The sequence below is a fragment of the Type-D symbiont of Plautia stali genome (assembly GCF_001485335.1).
GTDB classification, from domain to species: Bacteria; Pseudomonadota; Gammaproteobacteria; order Enterobacterales; family Enterobacteriaceae; genus Pantoea; species Pantoea vagans_C.
Map to the genome: position 1 here is coordinate 44,413 of NZ_BBOC01000010.1, position 20,099 is coordinate 64,511.

Below are 20,099 nucleotides of genomic sequence, written 5' to 3' on the forward strand. Positions count from 1 at the left end.
GTTAGATATTCCCGCTCTTCTTAGGGGCTGGACGACGGCGACCGCTGTTAGCTGCTGGCGCAGCCTGGCCCGCATTGCCGCCCTGACGACGCGCTGGACGTGCTTCGCCTTGCGGACGTGGCGCATGACCGCTGTGAGGACGAGAAACGTTACCGCCCTGTCCGCGCCCCTGGCCTTGACCACGGCCCTGGCCGCGACCTTGCTGCTGACGTCCGTTTTGGATCGGCTCCGCTTTGATGCTTGGATCGACTTCAAAGCCAGGCAACTCGATGCGCGGAATTTCACGCTTCAGTAAACGTTCGATGTCACGCAGCAGTTTGTGTTCATCGACACACACCAGCGACAACGCCGCACCAGTCGCCGCCGCACGACCGGTACGACCGATACGGTGTACATAGTCTTCAGCCACATTTGGCAGCTCGTAGTTCACCACGTGTGGCAGCTCTTCAATATCCAGGCCACGCGCGGCGATATCAGTCGCCACCAGCACACGAATACCACCAGATTTAAAGTCCGCTAACGCACGGGTACGCGCGCCCTGGCTTTTGTTACCGTGGATAGCCGCTGCGGTAATGCCATCTTTGTTCAGTTGTTCGGCCAGATGGTTCGCGCCATGCTTGGTACGGGTGAACACCAGCACTTGCTGCCAGTTATCACGACCAATCATCAGCGACAGCAGTTCCCGCTTACGCTTTTTATCAACGAAATGCACCTGCTGTGAAACCTGCTCAGAAGCGGTGTTGCGACGCGCCACTTCAACCTGTTCTGGGTTGGTCAGCAGTTTTTCCGCCAGGGTTTTGATTTCATCAGAGAAAGTCGCAGAGAACAGCAGGTTCTGACGTTTGGCTGGCAGACGCGCCAGTACACGGCGGATATCGTGGATGAAGCCCATATCGAGCATGCGGTCCGCTTCATCCAGTACCAGAATTTCAACCTGAGACAGATCGACGGCGTTTTGATGCGCCAGATCCAGCAGACGGCCCGGCGTCGCCACCAGCACATCGACGCCACCGCGCAGTTTCATCATCTGCGGGTTAATGCTTACGCCGCCGAAAACTACCAGCGAACGGATGTTGAGGTACTGACTGTATTCACGGACGTTTTCGCCCACCTGCGCCGCCAGTTCACGGGTTGGGGTGAGGATCAGTGCACGCACCGGGCGACGACCGCGCGCAGTGGAAGGATTTGCACTGAGGCGCTGCAGCAGTGGCAGCGTGAAGCCGGCGGTTTTACCCGTACCGGTCTGAGCACTCGCCAGCAGGTCACGGCCAGCCAGTACCACAGGAATTGCCTGACGCTGGATTGGCGTCGGTTCTTGGTAGCCTTGTTCCGCTACCGCACGCAAAATATCGGCACTTAAGCCGAGAGAGTCAAAAGACATGCAGGTGTATTACTCCGAACCGCCCTGATCGCCGTCAGCGATGTAGTTTTCAGGGGGGATATGACGCAAGCCTGAGGCTCACGTGTGAAAAGGGCACAAACTACCATGCGTAAGGGCGAGAGTTTAGCAGGTTTCGGCTGGGACTGCGACAGCCATTACCGCGAGGATCTTTTCTTGGGGCGCATAAATGCACCCCCTAAGGTTTTACCGATGTACTCATTATGTGTGCCTTTCTGTATTGTCAGGTCGTCAGTGATGGCGACCTGATTACCCATAAAAAAAGGAGCCATAAATGGCTCCTTCTTTCACAGCAGGCCGAATGGCCGCGCCAAACATTAACTGCGTTTTTTCTCCACGCGATGCGCGGGTTCTTTCGCCAGCAGTGACACCAGTGCCGGTCCCACTAACATCACCACGCCCAAACAACCTATCAGCAGGTTGTTGTGGATGAAGCGGGAAATCAGGAACAGCGTCAGCATCGCTGCACCGAAGTAATAGGTTGTCGTCACTTCTTCCAGAGAATCGCCAAATCGGCGTAAACGGGCACTACGCTGCAGAGCCAGCATGGCGATAAACACCAACGCATAAGCGGCTACCAGGGTACTGCTCACTTCTACCAGCGCCTTATGCTTCCAGCCCCACACCAACGCTGCAATCACCAACAGGTGCATGGCAATATGCAAGCAGGTTTGACCGGTAACAATCTGAACACGATTAGACCATTTCATTCTTTTCTCCTGGCAGACCCAACAGGTCGCCCAAGTGTATCTGGCTGCGGCCAGACGGATTTCCTCAATGTAAAGCAAATTTCGGATTACGCCCTAATTTTATGCTCCACTCACCACCCATTTGTGACAAAGACTACACTTTGTGCTGTTGATGATGAAAAGGAGCGCGTCGCAGTATGCCACAAATCACGCAAGGATTTTCATTTAAAGTCCTGACGATCAATACCCACAAAGGGTTCACCAGCTTTAATCGCCGCTTTATCCTGCCGGAATTGCGTGACGCCGTCCGCGAAACCTCAGCGGATATCGTCTTCCTGCAAGAGGTGATGGGCACCCACGCTATCCATTCGCTGCACATCGAAAACTGGCCAGAACACTCTCATTACGAGTATCTGGCTGACACCATGTGGCATGATTTTGCCTATGGTCGTAATGCGGTTTATCCCGAAGGACACCACGGGAACGCGATATTGTCACGTTTTCCGATTATTGAATATGAAAACCTCGATATTTCTGTGGCAGGAAGTGAAAAACGCGGCATGTTGCACTGCCAGATTCGCTTGCCTGACCGCCCGCAGCCGCTGCATGTCTTCTGCGTGCATCTGGGCCTGAAGGAACGCCATCGCCAGGCGCAGATGAAAATGATGAGTGAGCACATCGCCGCGCTGCCGCATGATGCGCCGCTGGTGGTGGCCGGTGATTTCAACGACTGGCAAGTTCGTGCCAATCGTTTTCTGCAACGCAGCGCCGGCCTCGAGGAAGTCTTCAGCATGAAAAACGGCCGCCCGGCGCGCACCTTTCCGGCCCGTTTTCCCCTGTTGCGCCTTGATCGCATTTACATCCGCAACGCCACGGTCAGCCATCCGTGGGCACTGCCGGTCAAACCCTGGTCACATCTTTCCGATCACGCCCCGCTGGCAGTGGAGATCTTGCTATGAACTTTAGCTGGCGTGATGGCAACCAACTGCGGCTGCTGGAAAATGGCGATCAGTTTTTCCCGCGCGTTTCAGAAGCCATTAGAGGCGCACAGCGTTCGCTGCTGCTGGAAACCTTTATTCTGTTCGAGGATGCAGTTGGCCAGTTTCTCCATAGCGATTTACTGGCGGCAGCCCAGCGTGGCGTCCATGTTGAAGTGATGGTGGATGGCTACGGTTCGCCTGATTTATCCGATCAGTTCGTCAACAGCCTCACCGAAGCCGGCGTGCGCTTTCTCTATTACGATCCGCGCCCGCTGGTGCTGGGTATGCGCACCAATGTGTTCCGCCGCCTGCATCGGAAAATTGTGGTGGTGGATGAGACGCTGGCCTTCGTCGGCGGTATCAACTTTTCTGACGAACACAACACCGATTACGGTCCGCAAGCCAAGCAGGACTATGCGGTGGAGGTCACCGGACCGGTGGTGTTGGATATTGCGCGTTACGTGCAGCAAGCCATGGGCAGTGAACAGGTGACGCGGCGCTGGTGGGGTGGCCGCTCGCAACGACTGGCGGTGAATGCCATGCCGGGTGACGCTCAGGTGCTGTTTGTCTATCGCGATAATGACCAGCATCGCGATGACATTGAGCAGCACTATCTCGATATGCTGCGCAAGGCAAAGCGCGACGTGATTATCGCCAACGCCTACTTTTTTCCTGGCTATCGGCTACTGCGCGAGATGCGCAGTGCCGCACAGCGTGGTGTGCGCGTCAGGCTGATCGTCCAGGGTGAGCCCGATATGCCGATTGTCAAAGTCGGTGCTGAGATGTTGTACAACTATCTGGTGGATGCCGGTGTGGAAGTTTACGAGTATTGCCGCCGCCCGCTACACGGCAAGATCGCGGTGCAGGATCAATACTGGTCCACGGTGGGCTCCAGCAATCTCGATCCGCTCAGTCTGTCACTTAACCTCGAAGCCAATCTGATGGTGCACGATCGCGCTTTCAACCAGACACTGCGTGAAAATCTGGAAGCACTGTTACAGCAGGATTGTGAGCGCGTACAGGATGACAAGCTGCCGCCGCGTACCTGGTGGCATCTGACCAAAAGCGTGATTGTGTTTCACTTCCTACGCCATTTCCCGGCCATCGCGGGTTGGTTGCCGGCGCATACCCCACTGCTGAGCCAGGTGGAACCGCCGATTCAGCCGGAAATGGAAACCCAGGATCGGGTCGAAACCGACAATCAAGGAGCGAAACCCTGATGAGCAAGAAACATTCGCGCTGGCAATGGGCTAAAAAAATCCTCACCTGGCTGTTTTTTATCGCCGTGATTGTGCTGCTGGTGATTTACGCGCGCAAAGTGAACTGGCAAGACGTCTATCGGGTGATTGTGGGTTATAACCGCTACGTGGTATTGGGTGCCGCCGCGCTGGTGGTGGTCAGCTATCTTACCTATGGCGTCTATGATTTGATTGGTCGCGCCTACTGCGGGCACAAACTGGCCAAACGTCAGGTGATGCTGGTGTCGTTTATCTGTTACGCCTTTAACCTGACGCTGAGCACCTGGGTAGGTGGCGTGGCGATGCGCTATCGGCTTTACTCGCGCCTGGGGCTGCCCGGCGGCACTATCACCCGCATTTTTTCCATGAGCATTGCGACTAACTGGCTGGGCTATATCCTACTGGCTGGGGTGGTGTTTGTGGCGGGGATGGTGCCGATTCCGCCGCGTTGGTTTATCGGCGAAAACACGCTGCGCATTATTGGTGCAGCGCTGTTAGTGCTGGTCGCTATCTATTTATGGGCCTGTACCTTTGCGAAAAAGCGCCAGTGGACGGTGAAAGGTCAGCATCTGCAACTGCCTTCACTGCGCATGGCGTTGTTGCAGTTTGCGGTCTCCAGCGCCAACTGGCTGGTGATGGGGGCGATTATCTGGCTCTTGCTGGCACGCCAGGTGGATTATCCCCAGGTGTTGGGCGTGTTGCTGATCAGCAGTATTGCTGGGGTAATCATTCATATTCCCGCTGGGATTGGCGTGCTGGAAGCGGTGTTTCTTGCGCTGCTGGCAGGGGAACAGGTTTCGCACGGTACGATTATCGCCGCGCTACTGGCTTACCGCGTGCTGTACTTTATTTTGCCGCTGTTGCTGGCGTTGGTGTTGTATTTGCTGCTGGAGAGCCGCGCGAAGCAATTGCGGCAGAAGAATGAGCGTAAAATGGCGAAACCGGAGGCACGGTAATTTATATCGGTCGCCATAAATGGCGACCCTACAGGTTTTGTAGGGTGCATTTTTAAGCAGACAATGACCTGTAGGGTGCGCATTTATGCGCACCGTTACAGATGCAGAGAGATTACCGACGGTTACCGAAAATGCGCAGCAGCATCAGGAACAGGTTGATGAAGTCGAGATACAGCGTCAGCGCACCCATAATCGAGTAGCGGCGCAGGTTCTCTTTATCGTTGACGTTAATGCTCTCGCCAATCGATTTCAGCTTCTGCGTGTCATAGGCGGTCAGACCGACAAACACCACCACACCGATATAGGTAATCGCCCACATCAGCGCCGGGCTTTTCAGCCAGAAGTTCACCAGTGACGCCAGCACAATCCCGATCAGCGCCATAAACAGCAAGCTGCCGAAACGGCTCAGGTCACGCTTGGTGGTGTAACCGTAGAAGCTCATCGCCCCGAACATCCCTGCTGTCACAAAGAAAGTGCTGGCAATGGAGGAATAGGTATAGACGAGGAAGATACTCGCCAGCGTCAATCCGGTCAGCGCGGAATAGAGCATAAACAGCCCGGTCGCGAGCGTACTGCTCAGGCGATGCACCATGCCTGACAGCACAAACACCACTGCCAACTGCACAATAATCAGCCCAAAGAAGGTGATGCGGTTGGCAAACACCAGCTCCATCACAGCGGGCGTACGCGCGGCAAACCAAGACACAAAGGCCGTCAGCAGTAAGCCGCAGGTCATCCAGCCATAGACCTGCGCCATATAGGTTTGCAGCCCGGTTGATGCCTGCTGCACGATTGAATCATTACGTGGATATCGGTCCATGATGCACCTCATTAAGTTAGACAAACGCTCTAAGTGTGGAGTCTACACCGCATTGCGTCAACGGCGCGTCAAGCACTGTTGATATCGGCCATCGACGCGCTGCGCAAACCACGCGGTGGTCAGGTTGCGGGTGATTTTTGGGCTCTCCAGTTTTATGCCCGGCAGCATCTCGCGCGGCAGACGTTTGCCCGCCATTTTGTCAGCCAGAATAAACGTCTGCTTCCACAAAGTGCTGCTGCTGAAGCTTTCGGTGTCGCCCTTCTCCAGATCGCGTCGGATTTCGCGGTTACTCATATCCAGCTGTTTACTCAGCGTGCGCACCGCTAATTCGGTCGAACCGGCTTGCTCGCTGCCATACATTATCAAATCGCCATCCAGCGCCAGCTTTATCCCACTGGCACGCGCCACGGCGGCCTGGAAGGCAGCATTGCGGCTGGCGTACCATCCGGCATTGAAATCGGCAAAGCGATACAGCGGCTGGCTGTAATCTGCCGGATAACCCAGCAGATGTAAGGTACCAAAGTAGATACCGCCACGGCGGGTAAACACTTCACGACGGATGGAGCCGTCAATCGGATACGGATAGCCCTTGGCGTGCGCTTCGGCAAATTCAATGCTGACCTGCATCGGCCCACCGGTATGAATCGGATTCAGATTGCCGAACAGCTTCTGTCCCATCGGCACCATATCGATGAAATCATCAAAAATGGCACTCAGCTCTTTCTCACTGCGCACTTTGTCCAGACGTGCTGCGTAGCTTTCGCCGGTGGGGGATTTGATCAGTAAGGCGGTACGCACTAAAAAGGCGGGAACATGCACTTTCGCGGCACGGCGATCGATTTCACCCCAAGCGATTTTCGGCAATCCCGGCACTGGTGCATCGGCATTAAAGTTAGACTCCTGGTCGGCGACGGCGATCACCGCACAGACATTGCTGACGCTGGGATCGATCTGCTGCACGCGAAAGGCGGTGTAGATGTCATCTGCCCAGGCGCTTTTTTGCTTCACGTCACTGGGCAGCAACTGTTGAATTTGGCTTTTAACGTCGGCCGGCTGACGTGCCGGTGCCTGCGGCTCTTTTTTGCTACTACATCCCGCCAACACCAGCGCGGTAAGCAGCGCTGCGCCTTTCAGCATTTTAGTGGTGTTCATCCTGTTCCCTGATAGCCAACAAAAACCGTACCTTAACGTTTTCAGTGGGCTGCGGCTATCGGCGCAGGCGGATTTTACGCCCTACTTCCAGCGTTCGGCGGCTTGATGGTCGCTGTCGCGCGCATCGACCCAGCGTTCGCCCTGTTGGGTGGCTTCACGCTTCCAGAACGGTGCACGGGTTTTCAGATAATCCATGATGAATTCTGTCGCCGCGAAGGCGCTACTGCGATGCGCGCTGCTGACGCCAACAAACACGATTTCATCACCGGGAAACAGTTCCCCCACGCGATGGATCACCGTCACCTGCTGCAATGCCCAGCGTTGGCGCGCCTCTTCGATAATTTCCGCCAGCGCTTTTTCTGTCATGCCGGGATAGTGTTCCAGCGTTAATGCCGCCACGCTGTCGCCAAGATTGTGATTTCGCACTTTGCCGGTGAAGGTCACCACGGCACCGTCGCTGTCATGGGCGGCGAGTTGTGCATACTCCTGACCGACATCAAAAGGTTCGACGCCGACGCGAATGCGGGTTTCCATGCTCATCCCCCCGTCACCGGCGGGAAGAAGGCCACTTCATCTCCGGCACGTAGCGGATGGCTCATCGGCACCAGGGTTTGATTCACCGCCGCCAGCAACTTGCCGGACTCCAGCGCCAGCGCCCAGCGGTCACTTTTTCCAGCCAGCGCCGCACGCAGCGAAGCCACATCCTGATACTCCGGGGCCAGTTCTAACACACTGGTTCCGGTCAGCTCGCGCACCTGCGCGAAAAACAGCACTTTAATCATGCGCCACCGCCTGAAAATCGCCGGATTTGCCGCCGCTTTTACTCAGTAAGCGCAGTTGGTCGATGACGATATCTTTCTGCACGGCCTTGCACATATCGTAAATGGTCAAGGCGGCAACCGGAGGCGGCTGTCAGCGCCTCCATCTCGACGCCGGTTTTCCCGGTCAGGCGGCAGCGTGAGGTCACACGTACGCGGCTGTGTTCGGGTTCCGCCACCAGGGTCACTTCCACCTTGCTCAACATCAGCGGATGGCAAAGCGGAATCAGCTCCCAGGTGCGTTTCGCCGCCTGAATCCCGGCGATACGCGCCGTGGCGAACACGTCGCCTTTGTGGTGGCTGCCGTCGATGATCATTTGCAGCGTTTCGGCGCGCATCAGCACCAGCGCTTCGGCCTGGGCTTCACGAACCGTTTCGGTTTTGCCTGAGACATCCACCATATGGGCTTCGCCAGCGGCATTGATATGCGTTAATGACATGCTTACAACTTCTTCAAATGAGAGACAAAATTACAGGGACGCGTACGCGCATCCAACTGCTCTTCAATGATGCGTTCCCACGCGCTGCGACACGCGTTGGTGGAACCCGGTACGGCGAAAATCAATGTCTGGTTCGCGAGACCAGCCACCGCGCGCGATTGCAGCGTCGAGCTGCCAATGTCTTCGTAGGAGAACATACGGAACAGCTCGCCAAATCCATCGATTTCACGATCAAACAGCGGCAGCAGTGCTTCTGGTGTGCTGTTTTTGCTGTTGAATCCGGTACCGCCGTTGACGATCACTACCTGCACATCTTCACTGGCAATCCAGCGCGATACCGTTGCACGAATGCGGTAACGATTATCCGGCACGATGGCGCGATCCACCACCTGGTGTCCGGCTTCCGTCAACGCCTCGCGCAGGTAATCACCCGAGGTGTCGTTGCTGGCGTCACGGCTATCTGAGACGGTCATCACCGCCACATTCAAGGCGACAAATTCGCCGGTCGGTTTACCCATGGCTGTAACTCCTGTGTTTAGCCACCAATGAAGGAGAGATTTTGCGTGATGCCCGTGTTGCCCTGATGCAGGAAGTGCGTCTGCTTTTTCTGCCCGAGGCTATGCGCGATACGCGCCTGCAGTTCATCTTGTTGGGCATCGGAGGCCAGCAGATCGCGTAGCGGCACGCCGCTATCGCCAAACAAGCATAAATGCAGGTTGCCGATGGCCGAGACGCGCAAGCGGTTACAACTGGCACAGAAATCTTTTTCGTAGGGCATGATCAGGCCGACTTCACCCTGATAATCAGGATGGCGGAACACCTGTGCCGGGCCATCACTGCGCCCGCGCGTCTGGCGTTGCCAACCTTGCATGATGAGTTGATCGCGGATCACTTCGCCGGAGATATGGTGACGGCGGAACAGATCGCCGCCCTCGCCGGTTTCCATCAGCTCGATAAAGCGCAGTTGGATTGGGCGCGTGCGGATCCAGTCCAGGAAAGTCTCCAGACTGTGGCTGTTCAGGTCGCGCATCAGCACGCTGTTAACTTTGACCTTCTCGAAACCCGCAGCAAAGGCAGCATCAATACCGGCCATCACTTCAGCGAACTTGTCCTGACCGGTAATCGCGTGGAACTGGCGCGCATCAAGGCTATCGACGCTGACGTTAATGTGGGTGAGTCCCGCATTACGCCACGCCTGCACATCCCGCGCGAGGCGATAACCGTTGGTGGTCACAGCAATCTGACGGATCGCCTGATTTTCCCGCACCGCAGCGATGATATCGGTGAAGTCGCGACGCATAGAGGGTTCGCCACCGGTCAGGCGCACTTTTTCGGTGCCCGCAGCCGCAAAGGCACGCGTCACGCGACGGATCTCGTCCAGCGAGAGAAAGCTTTTGTTGTGCGTACCGTTCGGCTTGTAGCCGTCGGGTAAGCAGTAGGTACAACGGAAGTTACACACATCCGTGACCGACAGGCGCAGATAGTAAAAGCTGCGCGCATAGGCATCTGTAAATTGTGGCACCTGAACACCTTTCCAAATACGGGAGATGCAGTCATTTCTTTCTGCACCCTGGCAGCTTACGCTACGGCCAGGCAGCCCTATCTTTCGACTTAGGCATGCAAGGCTTGGGAGTCTGCTGTCGTTATCGACAACACGGTTAATACGGATGGTAGCGCGATTTGCCTCTCGCATCCATGAGTGAATTTCGCTATATATACTGATACATAACGATTTTTCACCGCATTTTCGCAGCAGGATACGTTAAAATGCGCGGTAGATATTGATACACATCACTACAACTGCGCCTCTTCAGGCAGTTGTAAGCTTTTAAGGAATAGCATGAATCGTACCCTGGCAGATTTAGATCGCGTAGTGGCGCTTGGCGGCGGACATGGCCTTGGCCGTGTGATGTCCGCACTGGCACCGCTTGGCTCGCGCCTGACCGGTATCGTGACGACCACCGATAATGGCGGATCCACCGGACGCATTCGTCGTTCGGAAGGCGGCATTGCCTGGGGTGATATGCGTAATTGCATCAATCAACTGATCACCGAGCCTAGCGTGGCGTCGGCGATGTTCGAGTATCGCTTCGCAGGTAACGGCGAGTTGGCGGGCCATAATCTTGGCAATCTGATACTCAAAGCACTCGATCACCTCAGCGTACGCCCGCTGGAGGCCATCAACATCATTCGTAATCTGCTCAAGGTGGATGCCTTTTTGATCCCGATGTCGGAGCAGCCGGTTGATCTGGTGGCGCAGGATTGCGAAGGCAACATGGTGTACGGTGAGACCGCCATCGATGAGATGAAGCAGCCGCCGCAAGAGCTGATGCTGCACCCGAACGTGATCCCCACTAAAGAGGCGCTGGATGCGATTGCTGAAGCCGATTTAATTTTGATTGGCCCCGGCAGCTTTTACACCAGTCTGATGCCGATTCTGTTGATGGAAGAGATGACGCGCGCATTACGCCGTACCCCTGCCACCATGGTGTTTATTGGCAATCTTGGCCGCGAATTAAGCCCTGCAGCCGCCAGCCTGACCGTGGCCGATAAGCTGGCCATTATGGAAAAGGCAATTGGTAAACGCGTGATTGATGCGGTGGTGGTGGGCCCGGCCGCCGACATTCGTGGTGTAGAGGATCGTCTGATTGTGCGCGAACCGCTGGAGGCCGCTGACATCAAGTACCGTCACGACCGCCAGTTGCTGCGCATTGCGCTGGAGCAGGCGATTCAGGCATTTTAGGTGCGCATGAATGCGCACACTACGACGTTTCGCGTAAGGGTCGCCATTAATGGCGACCGCAACGATTCTTGCTGAAATCAGGACGCAGCGATAAACAACTCGCGCAACTGGTGTAACTGGTCGCGCACGCTGGCAGCCTCTTCGAACTCCAGATTCTGCGCATGCTGCTGCATCTGCACTTCCAGCTCGTGAATTTTCTTCTGCATCGCCTGCGGTGTCAGTGCCAGATAGTTCGCCTCTTCTTCTGCCGCCACACGTGAAGCTGTCTTACCTTTGCCACGCGTTTTCACCACGTTTTTGCCCAGCTCAAGAATATCGGTGATTTTCTTGTTAAGACCTTGCGGCACAATGCCATGCTCTTCGTTGTAGCGCTGCTGCTTCTCGCGACGGCGTTCGGTTTCCCCCATCGCACGCTCCATCGATGGCGTAATCTTATCGGCGTAGAGAATCGCCTTACCGTTAATGTTACGCGCGGCACGACCGATGGTCTGAATCAGTGAACGCTCGGAACGCAGGAAGCCCTCTTTATCCGCATCGAGGATCGCCACCAGCGACACCTCAGGCATATCCAGCCCCTCACGCAGTAAGTTGATGCCGACCAGCACATCAAACTCACCCAGGCGCAAATCACGAATGATCTCCATACGCTCTACGGTGTCGATATCGGAGTGCAGGTAGCGCACCTTCTCTCCGTGTTCCACCAGATATTCCGTAAGGTCTTCCGCCATACGTTTGGTCAGGGTGGTCACCAGCACGCGCTCGTTAATCGCCACGCGCTGACGGATCTCTGACAGCAAATCATCCACCTGGGTCGCGACAGGACGCACTTCCAGAATCGGATCCAGCAGCCCGGTGGGACGAACCACCTGATCGATCACTTCACTGCCCGATTTCTCCAGTTCGTAGTTGCCTGGCGTCGCCGAAACATAGATGGTTTGCGGCGCCAGGGCTTCAAACTCTTCAAAGCGTAAGGGACGGTTATCCAGCGCTGACGGCAGACGGAAACCGTACTCCACCAGCGTCTCTTTACGTGCACGGTCACCACGATACATACCGCCAATCTGCGGGATGGTGACGTGCGATTCGTCGACCACCAGCAAACCATCGGCCGGAAGATAATCAAACAAGGTCGGAGGCGGTTCGCCGGGGCCACGACCCGAGAGGTAGCGCGAGTAGTTCTCAATGCCAGAGCAGTACCCCAGTTCGTTCATCATCTCCAGATCGAACTGGGTGCGCTGGCTAATGCGTTGCTCTTCCAGCAGCTTATTGTTTTCCAGCAGCACTTTACGCCGCACCACCAGTTCGTCTTTGATCTCTTCCATCGCTTGCAGGATACGCTCGCGCGGCGTGACGTAGTGCGTTTTAGGGTAGATAGTAAAGCGCGGGATCACCGAGTCCACTTGCCCCGTGAGCGGATCGAACAACGATAAGCGCTCAACCTCTTCATCAAACAGTTCCACACGCAAACCAATGTCGTCGGATTCCGCCGGGAAGATGTCGATGACTTCACCACGCACCCGGAACGTACCGCGCTGGAAGACCTGATCGTTACGGGTATATTGCAGCTCTGCCAGACGACGCAAAATGCTGCGCTGATCGATGATCATTCCGCGCGTTAAGTGCAGCATCATCTTCAGGTAGAGATCGGGATCGCCCAAACCGTAGATGGCCGATACCGACGCCACCACGATCACATCACGGCGCTCCAGCATGGCTTTGGTCGCGGAAAGACGCATCTGCTCAATGTGTTCATTGACCGCCGCATCCTTCTCAATGAAGGTGTCTGAGCTTGGCACATAGGCTTCAGGTTGGTAGTAGTCGTAGTAAGAGACAAAAAACTCCACCGCGTTATCCGGGAAGAACTCTTTCATCTCACCGTACAACTGGGCAGCCAGTGTCTTGTTAGGCGCCATCACCATCGTGGGGCGATTGAGATCGGCGATGACATTGGCAATGGTAAAGGTTTTACCCGACCCCGTAACACCCAGCAGCGTTTGATGCGCGAGCCCATCTTCCAGCCCTTCCTCAAGACGACGAATCGCCTCAGGCTGATCACCTGAAGGTTTGAAAGCAGAGTTGAGTTTAAAGGCTTTACTCATGGTTTTGCGGTTCCTGCGGAAGAAGTCGGCGGGCAGGCTGCTAATTCTACTCTGCTATGGAGAATTTGCCAGAAAAAAATACTGGATATATTTACAGATATATTGCACGATAACGGGGAAACGGGTTGTATCGCTTCAGTGCAATTAAAGCGGCAGAAAGCAAAATGTTGTTGCGCAAGGTTATCCCCAGAGCCGTAACGCTTTTAACATTTGTCAAGAGAGCGTCATTAAATTGCAGTCCGATGACAAGGCAGAAAAATCTCAGGCTTGCTTTTAAATAACCTGCTGATTTTATTCACAATGACCTCAAAGTCCAGTTTCGCAGCATAATGTATGCAGGCCGCGTATTTCCTCGCTTGCGCCCGGTTTTCAGTCGCTAATGCACAAGGTTATCCACAGGAATGGTGGATAACTGAATCCAGCCCTGAACCCATCGGCTGTGTATAATTTTCCCCAGGCTTGTCCAGGCGTGCGAAATATTTTTTTTGCGATTATTTTCCCCCCACCTCAGACCGCTTTAACTATTCTTTTTGCAGCTTAAGCAAGCCTTCTTGTCGTAAAAACCGTGCGTTAAGACCATTTATTTCTTCAGTCATTGCCTTATGAACGAACAGATGCACCAGAAACGATAAGCATTCAGCACTCTCAAAGTGCAGCCAGGTTATTACTGAGTGGAATTATTAAGCATCTCTCATCTTTTAAGGGCTGTTTTGCCTCGATTCTGATGAAGATGCCCCCGTCGCACTAATCTGGCCTGGGAATTGCAGGTATATCACTATGGAGTGACGAGTCCATAGGGTCTGCTGCGCAGACCTGTAACAGCAGTGTCCACTATCAATCGTGCACGACTGTATGCCAGACGACACAGAGCGGGAGCATTCAGGCAAATAATCTGGAAGGAGTATGTCAGATGCTGAGTTTACGTTCGGTGAATCAGTTTTACGGTCACAACCATATTCTGTGGGATGTCGATCTCGATCTCCCCCCCGGCACCTGTACGGGTGTGCTGGGCAGTCCCGGAATGGGTAAAACCACGCTAGTGAACTGCATCATGGGGCGCTTACCGATCAATAGCGGCTCGATGACCTGGCAGGAAGATGGCTCGCCGCCTGAAGATCTTCTGCTGCAACCTGCCGAGCAGCGCGCACGCATGGGTATTGGCTATGTGCCGCAGGGGCGCCATATTTTCTCGCAGATGAGTGTGGAAGATAACCTGATGATTGCGTTGATGGCCGCGCAGGATGACCGCAGCCGTGCTATTCCAGAAATGGTGTTCGATCTGTTTCCTGCACTCTATTCATTACGCCATCAGCGCAGCGGCGAATTACCGATGGACCAGCAGCAGCACCTTGCGCTGGCACGTGCACTTGTGTTGCAGCCAAAGCTGCTGATTCTGGATGAACCGACTGAAGGTATGTCACCCTGGCTGGAGGAGGAGATGGGCAACTTGATCCGCCGCCTTAATCGCGAATACGGTTTGACGGTGTTACTGCTGGAACAGCACGTGTCGTTTATCCGCCGGGTAGCAGATTATTTCCTGCTGCTGCATCGGGGCCGTAATGTGGCACAGGGCCGCGTGGCACAGCTGGACGATATTACCGTCAGCAAGTGGTTAACGGCGACGTAGCGGCCGCCGATTGGTGTGGTCGCCATAAATGGCGCCCCTACAGATGAATGATAAATCGTTGTAGGGTGCGCATTTATGCGCACCTGGAAAGGATATCTTTACAGTGGCAGGGTCAAATACTGCCCGCACTCGGCCTGCTGTGCATCGCTGTCCAGATACGGAATCTCACCCAGGAACGGCGCATCAATACGCTGACGCAGTGAGGCAATGTACTCCGCATGACGTTTACCGGGCGGCTGAATATCGTTGGCAATCCATCCCGCCAGACGCAGCCCGCGCGCCTTAACCGCTTCTGCTGTCAGCATGGCATGGTTAATACAGCCCAGTTTCACTCCCACCACCAGGATGACCGGCAGTTGCTCCGCCTCAACCCAATCAGCATAGGTTTGCGTCTCCGATAAGGGGGTAAACCAACCACCGGCCCCCTCCACCAGCACCCATTCAGCCTGCTGCTCCAGCGCACGCAGCCCTGCGGACAACGCAGCAAACTCAATCGGCCTGCCCTCTTCCGCACTGACAATGTGCGGTGAAGTCGGTTCCACAAATGCCATCGGGTTCACCTGCTCGTAGCTGAGTGCCAGGCTGCTGTAGCGCTGGAGCGCCAGGGCATCGCTGTTGCGGATCCCCGCTGGCGTGATGTCACATCCCGATGCCACCGGCTTGTAGCCTGCGGTACGTAAACCTGCAGCGCTCGCCGCCTGCAACAGTGCGCCACTGGCCACCGTTTTGCCGACTTCAGTGTCCGTTCCGGTAATAAACCAGCGTGTCATTTGCTTAAAACTCCATACATCAAGTGATAACTGAGGCGATAGCCTTGCTCATCTTGCGGCCAGACCTGCTCGAGCTGTGCCAGTTGCTTACGCGTGAGCACACCTGTGCCGCGCCCTTCATGCAGATGGGTGGCACCAATGCCTTTTAATGAACGCATCGCGCTCAGCGCAGTGGGGAAGTGCAGCGTGATCATCTGCTGCTGACTGTGCAGCGGCAAACCTGTGCAGGCTGAGGTCAGTTGCGCTTCGCTGAGAAAGCGATTGGCGTGGGTGCGGCCATCAAGTTGTGCCCACGCCTGATGCACTTCATGCAGCGAGCCATCAAGCAGGGTCGAAAATAGCACCGCGCCGCCGGGACGTGTGACGCGCAGGAACTGCTGTAGCGCAAGGCGCAGATCGCTGCTCCACTGCACCGCCAGATTGCTCCACACCCCATCAACGCTGTTATCCGGTAGCGGCAATTCATCGATATCCCCTTGCACATAATGCTGTGCAGAGTGCTGGGTGCGCGCAGCATCCAGCATGCTGGCAGAGAGATCGAGCGCGGTGAGTGTGCGCCCACGATCGCGCCAGTAGCGGCTGTACCAGCCAGTGCCACACCCCGCGTCCAGCAGGTGCGGGCCAAAACCCGCCGGTGCCAGCGCTAACAGGGCATCACCACTCTGCCGCTGCAGCTCGGCATGTTGTTCATAATGCTGCGCCGCGCGTCCAAAGGCCTGCGCCACCGCCTGCTTGTTAACCTGCAGCGTCATATAGCGCCTCCAGCAGACGGTCGATGTCTGCGGTGTGGTGTGCGGCCGTGAGCGTGATGCGTAACCGCGCCGTGCCCGGCGGCACCGTTGGCGGTCGAATCGCGCTCACCCAGCATCCGGCAGCCGCCAGACGCTGTGACAGCGCCAACGCCGCACTGTTTTCGCCCACAATCAGTGGCTGAATCGCACTGTTTGACGGCATCAGCTGCCACGGAAGATCGGCCGCACCGCGACGGAAGCGAGCAATATGGCTGTTTAGCCGTTCACGGAGCGCATCGCCCTGTTGGATTTGCTGCAACGCTGCCAGCAGCGCACAACATTGTGCCGGTGGCATCGCGGTGGAGTAGATCAAATGGCGCGAAAACTGCTCGACGTAATCCGCCGTGGCTTCATCGCATAGCAGTGCTGCTCCGCTGACGCCAAAGCCTTTGCCAAAGGTGACAATCAACAGTTCGGGTTTCACGCCCTGCTGCCAGCAACTTCCTCGGCCCTGCTCGCCGCACACGCCAATGCCGTGTGCATCATCCACCAGCAACCAGCCGTTGCCACGCTGCGTCTCCTGCGCGATAGCGGCCAGCGGTGCGCTGTCGCCATCCATGCTAAAAATGCCTTCGGTCACCACCAGCGTGCCGCCGTCCGACGGCGTTGCCAGCAGTTTAGCCAGGCTCTCAGGCTGATTATGGGCAAAGCGCCTGAGGGTAGCCGGGCTGTGGCTGGCCGCATCCAGCAGCGATGCGTGTGCCAGCTTATCGGCGAGAATGCGATCTTGCTTTTCTGCCAGCAGATGGATCACCGCCTGATTGGCGGCAAAGCCGGAGATAAACAGCAAGGCACGCTTGTAACCCAACCACTCCGCCAGTTGCTCTTCCAGCTGCGCATGGTATTGGCTATAGCCCGTGACGTGGCCGGAAGCGCCCGCGCCAGCCCCCGCTTGCGCCGCACCCTGCTGCCAGGCCGCAATCACCGCTGGATGCTGGCTCAGGCCCAGATAATCGTTGCTGGAGAAGTGGCAATAGCGCTGCCCCTCGAGCGTGATCTCACGGACACTGTTGTGTTCAAAACGCCGCCGCACGCGCCAGCCATCGGCTTCACGTCGTGCGGTCAACGCGTGTTCAATGCGATCTGACCAGCTCATTACACTGCCGCGTTGTAGAACTGTTCGGTATCCGCGTGCACCAACTGTTCACTCAGTTGATATTGCTGCTCATTGTCACCTGCGGTGGTGGCGGTGTGTTCTGGATTGAGGCCGAGTTTGCGGAACAGGATCAAATCTTTATCTTCTTCCGGGTTCGGCGTGGTCAGCAATTTGCAACCGTAGAAGATGGAGTTGGCACCGGCCATAAAGCACATCGCCTGAGTTTGCTCGCTCATCTGCTCACGGCCCGCTGAAAGGCGGACGTGTGACGATGGCATCATGATACGTGCCACCGCGATGGTGCGGATAAAATCAAAAGGTTCAACGTCATCGTTATCCGCCAGCGGCGTGCCTTTGACCTTGACCAGCATGTTGATCGGCACACTCTCTGGTGGCGTCGGTAGATTTGCCAATTGAACCAGCAAACCCGCACGGTCTTTCACCGTTTCACCCAGGCCGACAATGCCGCCCGAGCACACTTTAATGCCTGCGCCGCGCACTTTATCCAGCGTATCCAGACGCTCCTGATAGCTGCGCGTGGTGATGATGCTGCCGTAAAACTCTGGCGAAGTGTCGAGGTTGTGGTTGTAGAAATCGAGACCCGCACTGGCCAGGCGCTCAGCCTGGGTGTTGTCCAGTGTGCCCAGCGTCATGCAGGTTTCCATGCCCATGGCTTTCACGCCTTGCACCATCTGCTCCAGGTACGGCATGTCGCGCTCGTGAGGGTTTTTCCATGCAGCGCCCATACAGAAACGGCTTGATCCCGCCGCTTTGGCTTTACGCGCCGATTCCAGCACCGCTTCCACTTCCATCAGACGCTCGGACTCCAGTCCGGTTTTATAGCGCGCACTCTGCGGGCAATATTTACAGTCTTCCGGACAGGCACCGGTTTTGATCGACAGCAGTGTACTGACCTGCACCTGGCGCGGATCAAAATGCTGACGGTGAACTTGCTGCGCTTCGAACATCAGCTCAAGGAAAGGTTTATCGAACAGTGCCTGAGCTTGTGTCAGTGTCCAGCGGTTTGCCATTGCTTACTCCAGAAAAAAGGGGTTCATCCCGACGATTAACGTGGTTATACTCGTAAACTAAATCTTTTCAAAATGGTTTACAAGACAGATGTTCACTCAGGACGACCTTAACTTTGACCGCCAGCATATCTGGCATCCGTACACCTCGATGCGCGATCCGCTGCCCTGTTATCCGGTAGTCGCCGCGCACGGTTGTCAGCTACAGCTGGCTGATGGACGCGAACTGGTCGACGGGATGTCGTCGTGGTGGGCAGCGATTCATGGCTATAACCATCCGCGCCTCAATCAGGCTTTACAGCAGCAGATGACACAGATGTCGCATGTGATGTTTGGCGGCATTACCCATCCAGCGGCCGTGGAACTGAGCCGCCAGCTGATCGCCATGACACCTGAAGCGCTGGAGTGCGTGTTCCTCGCCGATTCCGGGTCGATCGCCGTCGAAGTCTCGATGAAAATGGCGTTGCAGTACTGGCTGGGACGCGGTGAAACACGGCAAAAATTTCTCACGCTGAAGCGTGGCTATCACGGCGACACCTTTGCCGCTATGTCGGTGTGCGATCCGGAAAACTCCATGCACAGCTTGTGGCGGGGTTATCTGCCGGAACACCTTTTCGCCGCTGCGCCGCAGTGCGGCTTCGATGCGGAGTGGGATGCCTCTGACTTTGCCGATTTCGCTGAGTTAGCGGAGAAGCATCATCGCGAGATTGCGGCGGTGATCCTTGAACCCATCGTGCAGGGTGCTGGCGGGATGCGCTTCTACCATCCGCGCTATTTGCAGCAGGTGCGCGAGCTGTGCGATCGCTACGGCATCCTGCTGATTGCCGATGAGATCGCCACCGGATTTGGTCGCAGCGGTAAACTGTTTGCCTGCGAGCATGCCGGGATCGCACCCGATATTCTCTGCCTGGGTAAGGCATTGACCGGCGGCACCATGACGCTTTCCGCCACACTCACTACCCGCGAAGTGGCCGACACCATCAGCCGCAGTGCCGCGGGCTGCTTTATGCATGGCCCCACCTTTATGGGCAATCCACTGGCCTGTGCAGTGGCGGTAGAGAGCCTGACGATGATCAATGAGGGGCACTGGCCTGCGCAAGTGACAGCAATCGAACAGCAGTTGCAGCGCGAACTGCTGCCACTCAGCCAGCATCACGCCGTGGCCGATGCCCGCGTGCTGGGTGCGATTGGCGTGATTGAAACCCACTCAACGGTGAATATGGCGGCACTGCAGCAGTTCTTTGTCGAACGTGGCGTGTGGATCCGCCCCTTTGGCAAGTTAATCTACCTGATGCCACCTTATCTGATTTCTGCCGCTGAACTCTCACAACTAACCCAGGCAGTGCGTGCGGCGCTGGATGTTGAGGCACATTTCCTCAGGTGAGGAGACTGGAAGTGCAGCAGATTTTCCACCATGATGGACGGCACTGCATAATGGAAAAAAGGAGAGGTC

The 20,099-nt window shown here is 56.0% G+C and carries 19 protein-coding genes, 1 pseudogene and 1 riboswitch; of the genes and pseudogenes, 6 read left to right on the forward strand and 14 right to left on the reverse strand.

The features are described 5' to 3' along the window. Position 1 precedes the first annotated feature (1 nt). Both rhlE and PSSD_RS05175 read right to left on the reverse strand, forming a co-directional pair. Positions 2-1,381: an ATP-dependent RNA helicase RhlE gene (gene rhlE, locus PSSD_RS05170; protein ID WP_039336584.1), complete on the reverse strand. Its 1,380-nt coding sequence runs from the start codon at positions 1,379-1,381 to the stop codon at positions 2-4. A 335-nt stretch (positions 1,382-1,716) separates the two neighbouring features. Further along, positions 1,717-2,109, reverse strand: coding sequence for a YbhQ family protein (locus tag PSSD_RS05175; RefSeq protein ID WP_039336588.1), 393 nt, complete (start codon positions 2,107-2,109; stop codon positions 1,717-1,719). Between the two features lie 176 nt (positions 2,110-2,285). Here PSSD_RS05175 and PSSD_RS05180 point away from each other — a divergent pair, with 176 nt between their 5' ends. Genes PSSD_RS05180 through PSSD_RS05190 form a run of 3 tightly spaced genes read left to right on the forward strand, consistent with a single transcriptional unit; the run spans position 2,286 to position 5,262 of the window. Beyond that, positions 2,286-3,047: an endonuclease/exonuclease/phosphatase family protein gene (locus PSSD_RS05180; RefSeq protein WP_058969825.1), complete on the forward strand. Its 762-nt coding sequence runs from the start codon at positions 2,286-2,288 to the stop codon at positions 3,045-3,047. Next, a complete protein-coding gene (gene clsB, locus PSSD_RS05185) occupies positions 3,044-4,288 on the forward strand; it encodes a cardiolipin synthase ClsB (protein WP_058969827.1) in 1,245 nt (414 codons plus the stop codon). Before PSSD_RS05180 ends, clsB begins: the two co-directional genes overlap by 4 nt. Further along, the gene (locus tag PSSD_RS05190) at positions 4,288-5,262 is read left to right on the forward strand and encodes a lysylphosphatidylglycerol synthase domain-containing protein (RefSeq protein ID WP_058969829.1); all 975 of its coding nucleotides are present in this window, start codon (positions 4,288-4,290) and stop codon (positions 5,260-5,262) included. The genes clsB and PSSD_RS05190 overlap by 1 nt, the downstream gene beginning before the upstream one ends. A 112-nt stretch (positions 5,263-5,374) precedes the next feature. On the opposite strand, the gene PSSD_RS05195 is transcribed toward PSSD_RS05190, so the two are convergent. The 7 genes and pseudogenes from PSSD_RS05195 to moaA form a co-directional block, all read right to left on the reverse strand. Beyond that, positions 5,375-6,082 carry a Bax inhibitor-1/YccA family protein gene (locus tag PSSD_RS05195; protein ID WP_039336595.1) on the reverse strand — a complete coding sequence of 236 codons (708 nt, stop codon included), beginning with the start codon at positions 6,080-6,082 and terminating at the stop codon, positions 5,375-5,377. A 57-nt stretch (positions 6,083-6,139) separates the two neighbouring features. Next, complete coding sequence (locus tag PSSD_RS05200) at positions 6,140-7,234, reverse strand: DUF1615 domain-containing protein (RefSeq protein WP_058969831.1); 1,095 nt, start codon at positions 7,232-7,234, stop codon at positions 6,140-6,142. An 81-nt stretch (positions 7,235-7,315) separates the two neighbouring features. Next, positions 7,316-7,768, reverse strand: a complete 453-nt coding sequence (gene moaE / locus PSSD_RS05205) for a molybdopterin synthase catalytic subunit MoaE (protein ID WP_058969864.1) — start codon at positions 7,766-7,768, stop codon at positions 7,316-7,318. A 2-nt stretch (positions 7,769-7,770) separates the two neighbouring features. After that, entirely contained in the window at positions 7,771-8,016 is a 246-nt protein-coding gene (moaD, locus tag PSSD_RS05210; protein WP_058969833.1) for a molybdopterin synthase sulfur carrier subunit, read from the reverse strand. After that, positions 8,009-8,492, reverse strand: a pseudogene (moaC, locus tag PSSD_RS05215) (cyclic pyranopterin monophosphate synthase MoaC). The gene moaD and the pseudogene moaC overlap by 8 nt, the downstream one beginning before the upstream one ends. Before the next feature lie 2 nt (positions 8,493-8,494). After that, entirely contained in the window at positions 8,495-9,010 is a 516-nt protein-coding gene (gene moaB / locus PSSD_RS05220; protein ID WP_039336603.1) for a molybdenum cofactor biosynthesis protein B, read from the reverse strand. A 17-nt stretch (positions 9,011-9,027) separates the two neighbouring features. Then, positions 9,028-10,014 carry a GTP 3',8-cyclase MoaA gene (gene moaA / locus PSSD_RS05225; RefSeq protein ID WP_058969834.1) on the reverse strand — a complete coding sequence of 329 codons (987 nt, stop codon included), beginning with the start codon at positions 10,012-10,014 and terminating at the stop codon, positions 9,028-9,030. Next, positions 10,004-10,137: riboswitch (molybdenum cofactor riboswitch) on the reverse strand. It overlaps the preceding gene by 11 nt. A 195-nt stretch (positions 10,138-10,332) precedes the next feature. On the opposite strand from moaA, the gene PSSD_RS05230 reads away from it, so the two are divergent. After that, on the forward strand, positions 10,333-11,235 hold the full coding sequence (locus PSSD_RS05230; RefSeq protein ID WP_058969836.1) for a gluconeogenesis factor YvcK family protein: 903 nt from the start codon (positions 10,333-10,335) through the stop codon (positions 11,233-11,235). Positions 11,236-11,312: 77 nt separating this feature from the next. Here PSSD_RS05230 and uvrB read toward each other — a convergent pair whose 3' ends face one another. Continuing rightward, positions 11,313-13,334: an excinuclease ABC subunit UvrB gene (gene uvrB / locus PSSD_RS05235; RefSeq protein WP_039336610.1), complete on the reverse strand. Its 2,022-nt coding sequence runs from the start codon at positions 13,332-13,334 to the stop codon at positions 11,313-11,315. A gap of 910 nt (positions 13,335-14,244) precedes the next feature. Between uvrB and PSSD_RS05240 the strand changes: the two genes are divergently transcribed. Further along, positions 14,245-14,961: an ABC transporter ATP-binding protein gene (locus tag PSSD_RS05240; RefSeq protein ID WP_058969838.1), complete on the forward strand. Its 717-nt coding sequence runs from the start codon at positions 14,245-14,247 to the stop codon at positions 14,959-14,961. A gap of 98 nt (positions 14,962-15,059) precedes the next feature. On the opposite strand, the gene bioD is transcribed toward PSSD_RS05240, so the two are convergent. Genes bioD through bioB form a run of 4 tightly spaced genes read right to left on the reverse strand, consistent with a single transcriptional unit; the run spans position 15,060 to position 18,649 of the window. Then, positions 15,060-15,731, reverse strand: a complete 672-nt coding sequence (gene bioD / locus PSSD_RS05245; protein WP_058969840.1) for a dethiobiotin synthase — start codon at positions 15,729-15,731, stop codon at positions 15,060-15,062. Beyond that, positions 15,728-16,483, reverse strand: a complete 756-nt coding sequence (bioC, locus tag PSSD_RS05250) for a malonyl-ACP O-methyltransferase BioC (protein WP_058969841.1) — start codon at positions 16,481-16,483, stop codon at positions 15,728-15,730. Before bioC ends, bioD begins: the two co-directional genes overlap by 4 nt. Beyond that, positions 16,467-17,618, reverse strand: coding sequence for an 8-amino-7-oxononanoate synthase (gene bioF / locus PSSD_RS05255; RefSeq protein WP_058969843.1), 1,152 nt, complete (start codon positions 17,616-17,618; stop codon positions 16,467-16,469). Before bioF ends, bioC begins: the two co-directional genes overlap by 17 nt. Continuing rightward, entirely contained in the window at positions 17,618-18,649 is a 1,032-nt protein-coding gene (bioB, locus tag PSSD_RS05260) for a biotin synthase BioB (protein ID WP_034821141.1), read from the reverse strand. Before bioB ends, bioF begins: the two co-directional genes overlap by 1 nt. Positions 18,650-18,737: 88 nt before the next feature. Here bioB and bioA point away from each other — a divergent pair, with 88 nt between their 5' ends. Continuing rightward, positions 18,738-20,030: an adenosylmethionine--8-amino-7-oxononanoate transaminase gene (gene bioA, locus PSSD_RS05265; protein WP_058969845.1), complete on the forward strand. Its 1,293-nt coding sequence runs from the start codon at positions 18,738-18,740 to the stop codon at positions 20,028-20,030. The last annotated feature ends 69 nt before the right edge of the window (positions 20,031-20,099 follow it).

Coding starts and splice junctions, on each gene's coding strand:
- rhlE (WP_039336584.1), bottom strand. CDS start 1,381: ATGTCTTTTGACTCTCTCGGCTTAAGTGCCGATATTTTGCGTGCGGTA.
- PSSD_RS05175 (WP_039336588.1), bottom strand. CDS start 2,109: ATGAAATGGTCTAATCGTGTTCAGATTGTTACCGGTCAAACCTGCTTG.
- PSSD_RS05180 (WP_058969825.1), top strand. CDS start 2,286: ATGCCACAAATCACGCAAGGATTTTCATTTAAAGTCCTGACGATCAAT.
- clsB (WP_058969827.1), top strand. CDS start 3,044: ATGAACTTTAGCTGGCGTGATGGCAACCAACTGCGGCTGCTGGAAAAT.
- PSSD_RS05190 (WP_058969829.1), top strand. CDS start 4,288: ATGAGCAAGAAACATTCGCGCTGGCAATGGGCTAAAAAAATCCTCACC.
- PSSD_RS05195 (WP_039336595.1), bottom strand. CDS start 6,082: ATGGACCGATATCCACGTAATGATTCAATCGTGCAGCAGGCATCAACC.
- PSSD_RS05200 (WP_058969831.1), bottom strand. CDS start 7,234: ATGAACACCACTAAAATGCTGAAAGGCGCAGCGCTGCTTACCGCGCTG.
- moaE (WP_058969864.1), bottom strand. CDS start 7,768: ATGGAAACCCGCATTCGCGTCGGCGTCGAACCTTTTGATGTCGGTCAG.
- moaD (WP_058969833.1), bottom strand. CDS start 8,016: ATGATTAAAGTGCTGTTTTTCGCGCAGGTGCGCGAGCTGACCGGAACC.
- moaB (WP_039336603.1), bottom strand. CDS start 9,010: ATGGGTAAACCGACCGGCGAATTTGTCGCCTTGAATGTGGCGGTGATG.
- PSSD_RS05230 (WP_058969836.1), top strand. CDS start 10,333: ATGAATCGTACCCTGGCAGATTTAGATCGCGTAGTGGCGCTTGGCGGC.
- uvrB (WP_039336610.1), bottom strand. CDS start 13,334: ATGAGTAAAGCCTTTAAACTCAACTCTGCTTTCAAACCTTCAGGTGAT.
- PSSD_RS05240 (WP_058969838.1), top strand. CDS start 14,245: ATGCTGAGTTTACGTTCGGTGAATCAGTTTTACGGTCACAACCATATT.
- bioD (WP_058969840.1), bottom strand. CDS start 15,731: ATGACACGCTGGTTTATTACCGGAACGGACACTGAAGTCGGCAAAACG.
- bioC (WP_058969841.1), bottom strand. CDS start 16,483: ATGACGCTGCAGGTTAACAAGCAGGCGGTGGCGCAGGCCTTTGGACGC.
- bioF (WP_058969843.1), bottom strand. CDS start 17,618: ATGAGCTGGTCAGATCGCATTGAACACGCGTTGACCGCACGACGTGAA.
- bioB (WP_034821141.1), bottom strand. CDS start 18,649: ATGGCAAACCGCTGGACACTGACACAAGCTCAGGCACTGTTCGATAAA.
- bioA (WP_058969845.1), top strand. CDS start 18,738: ATGTTCACTCAGGACGACCTTAACTTTGACCGCCAGCATATCTGGCAT.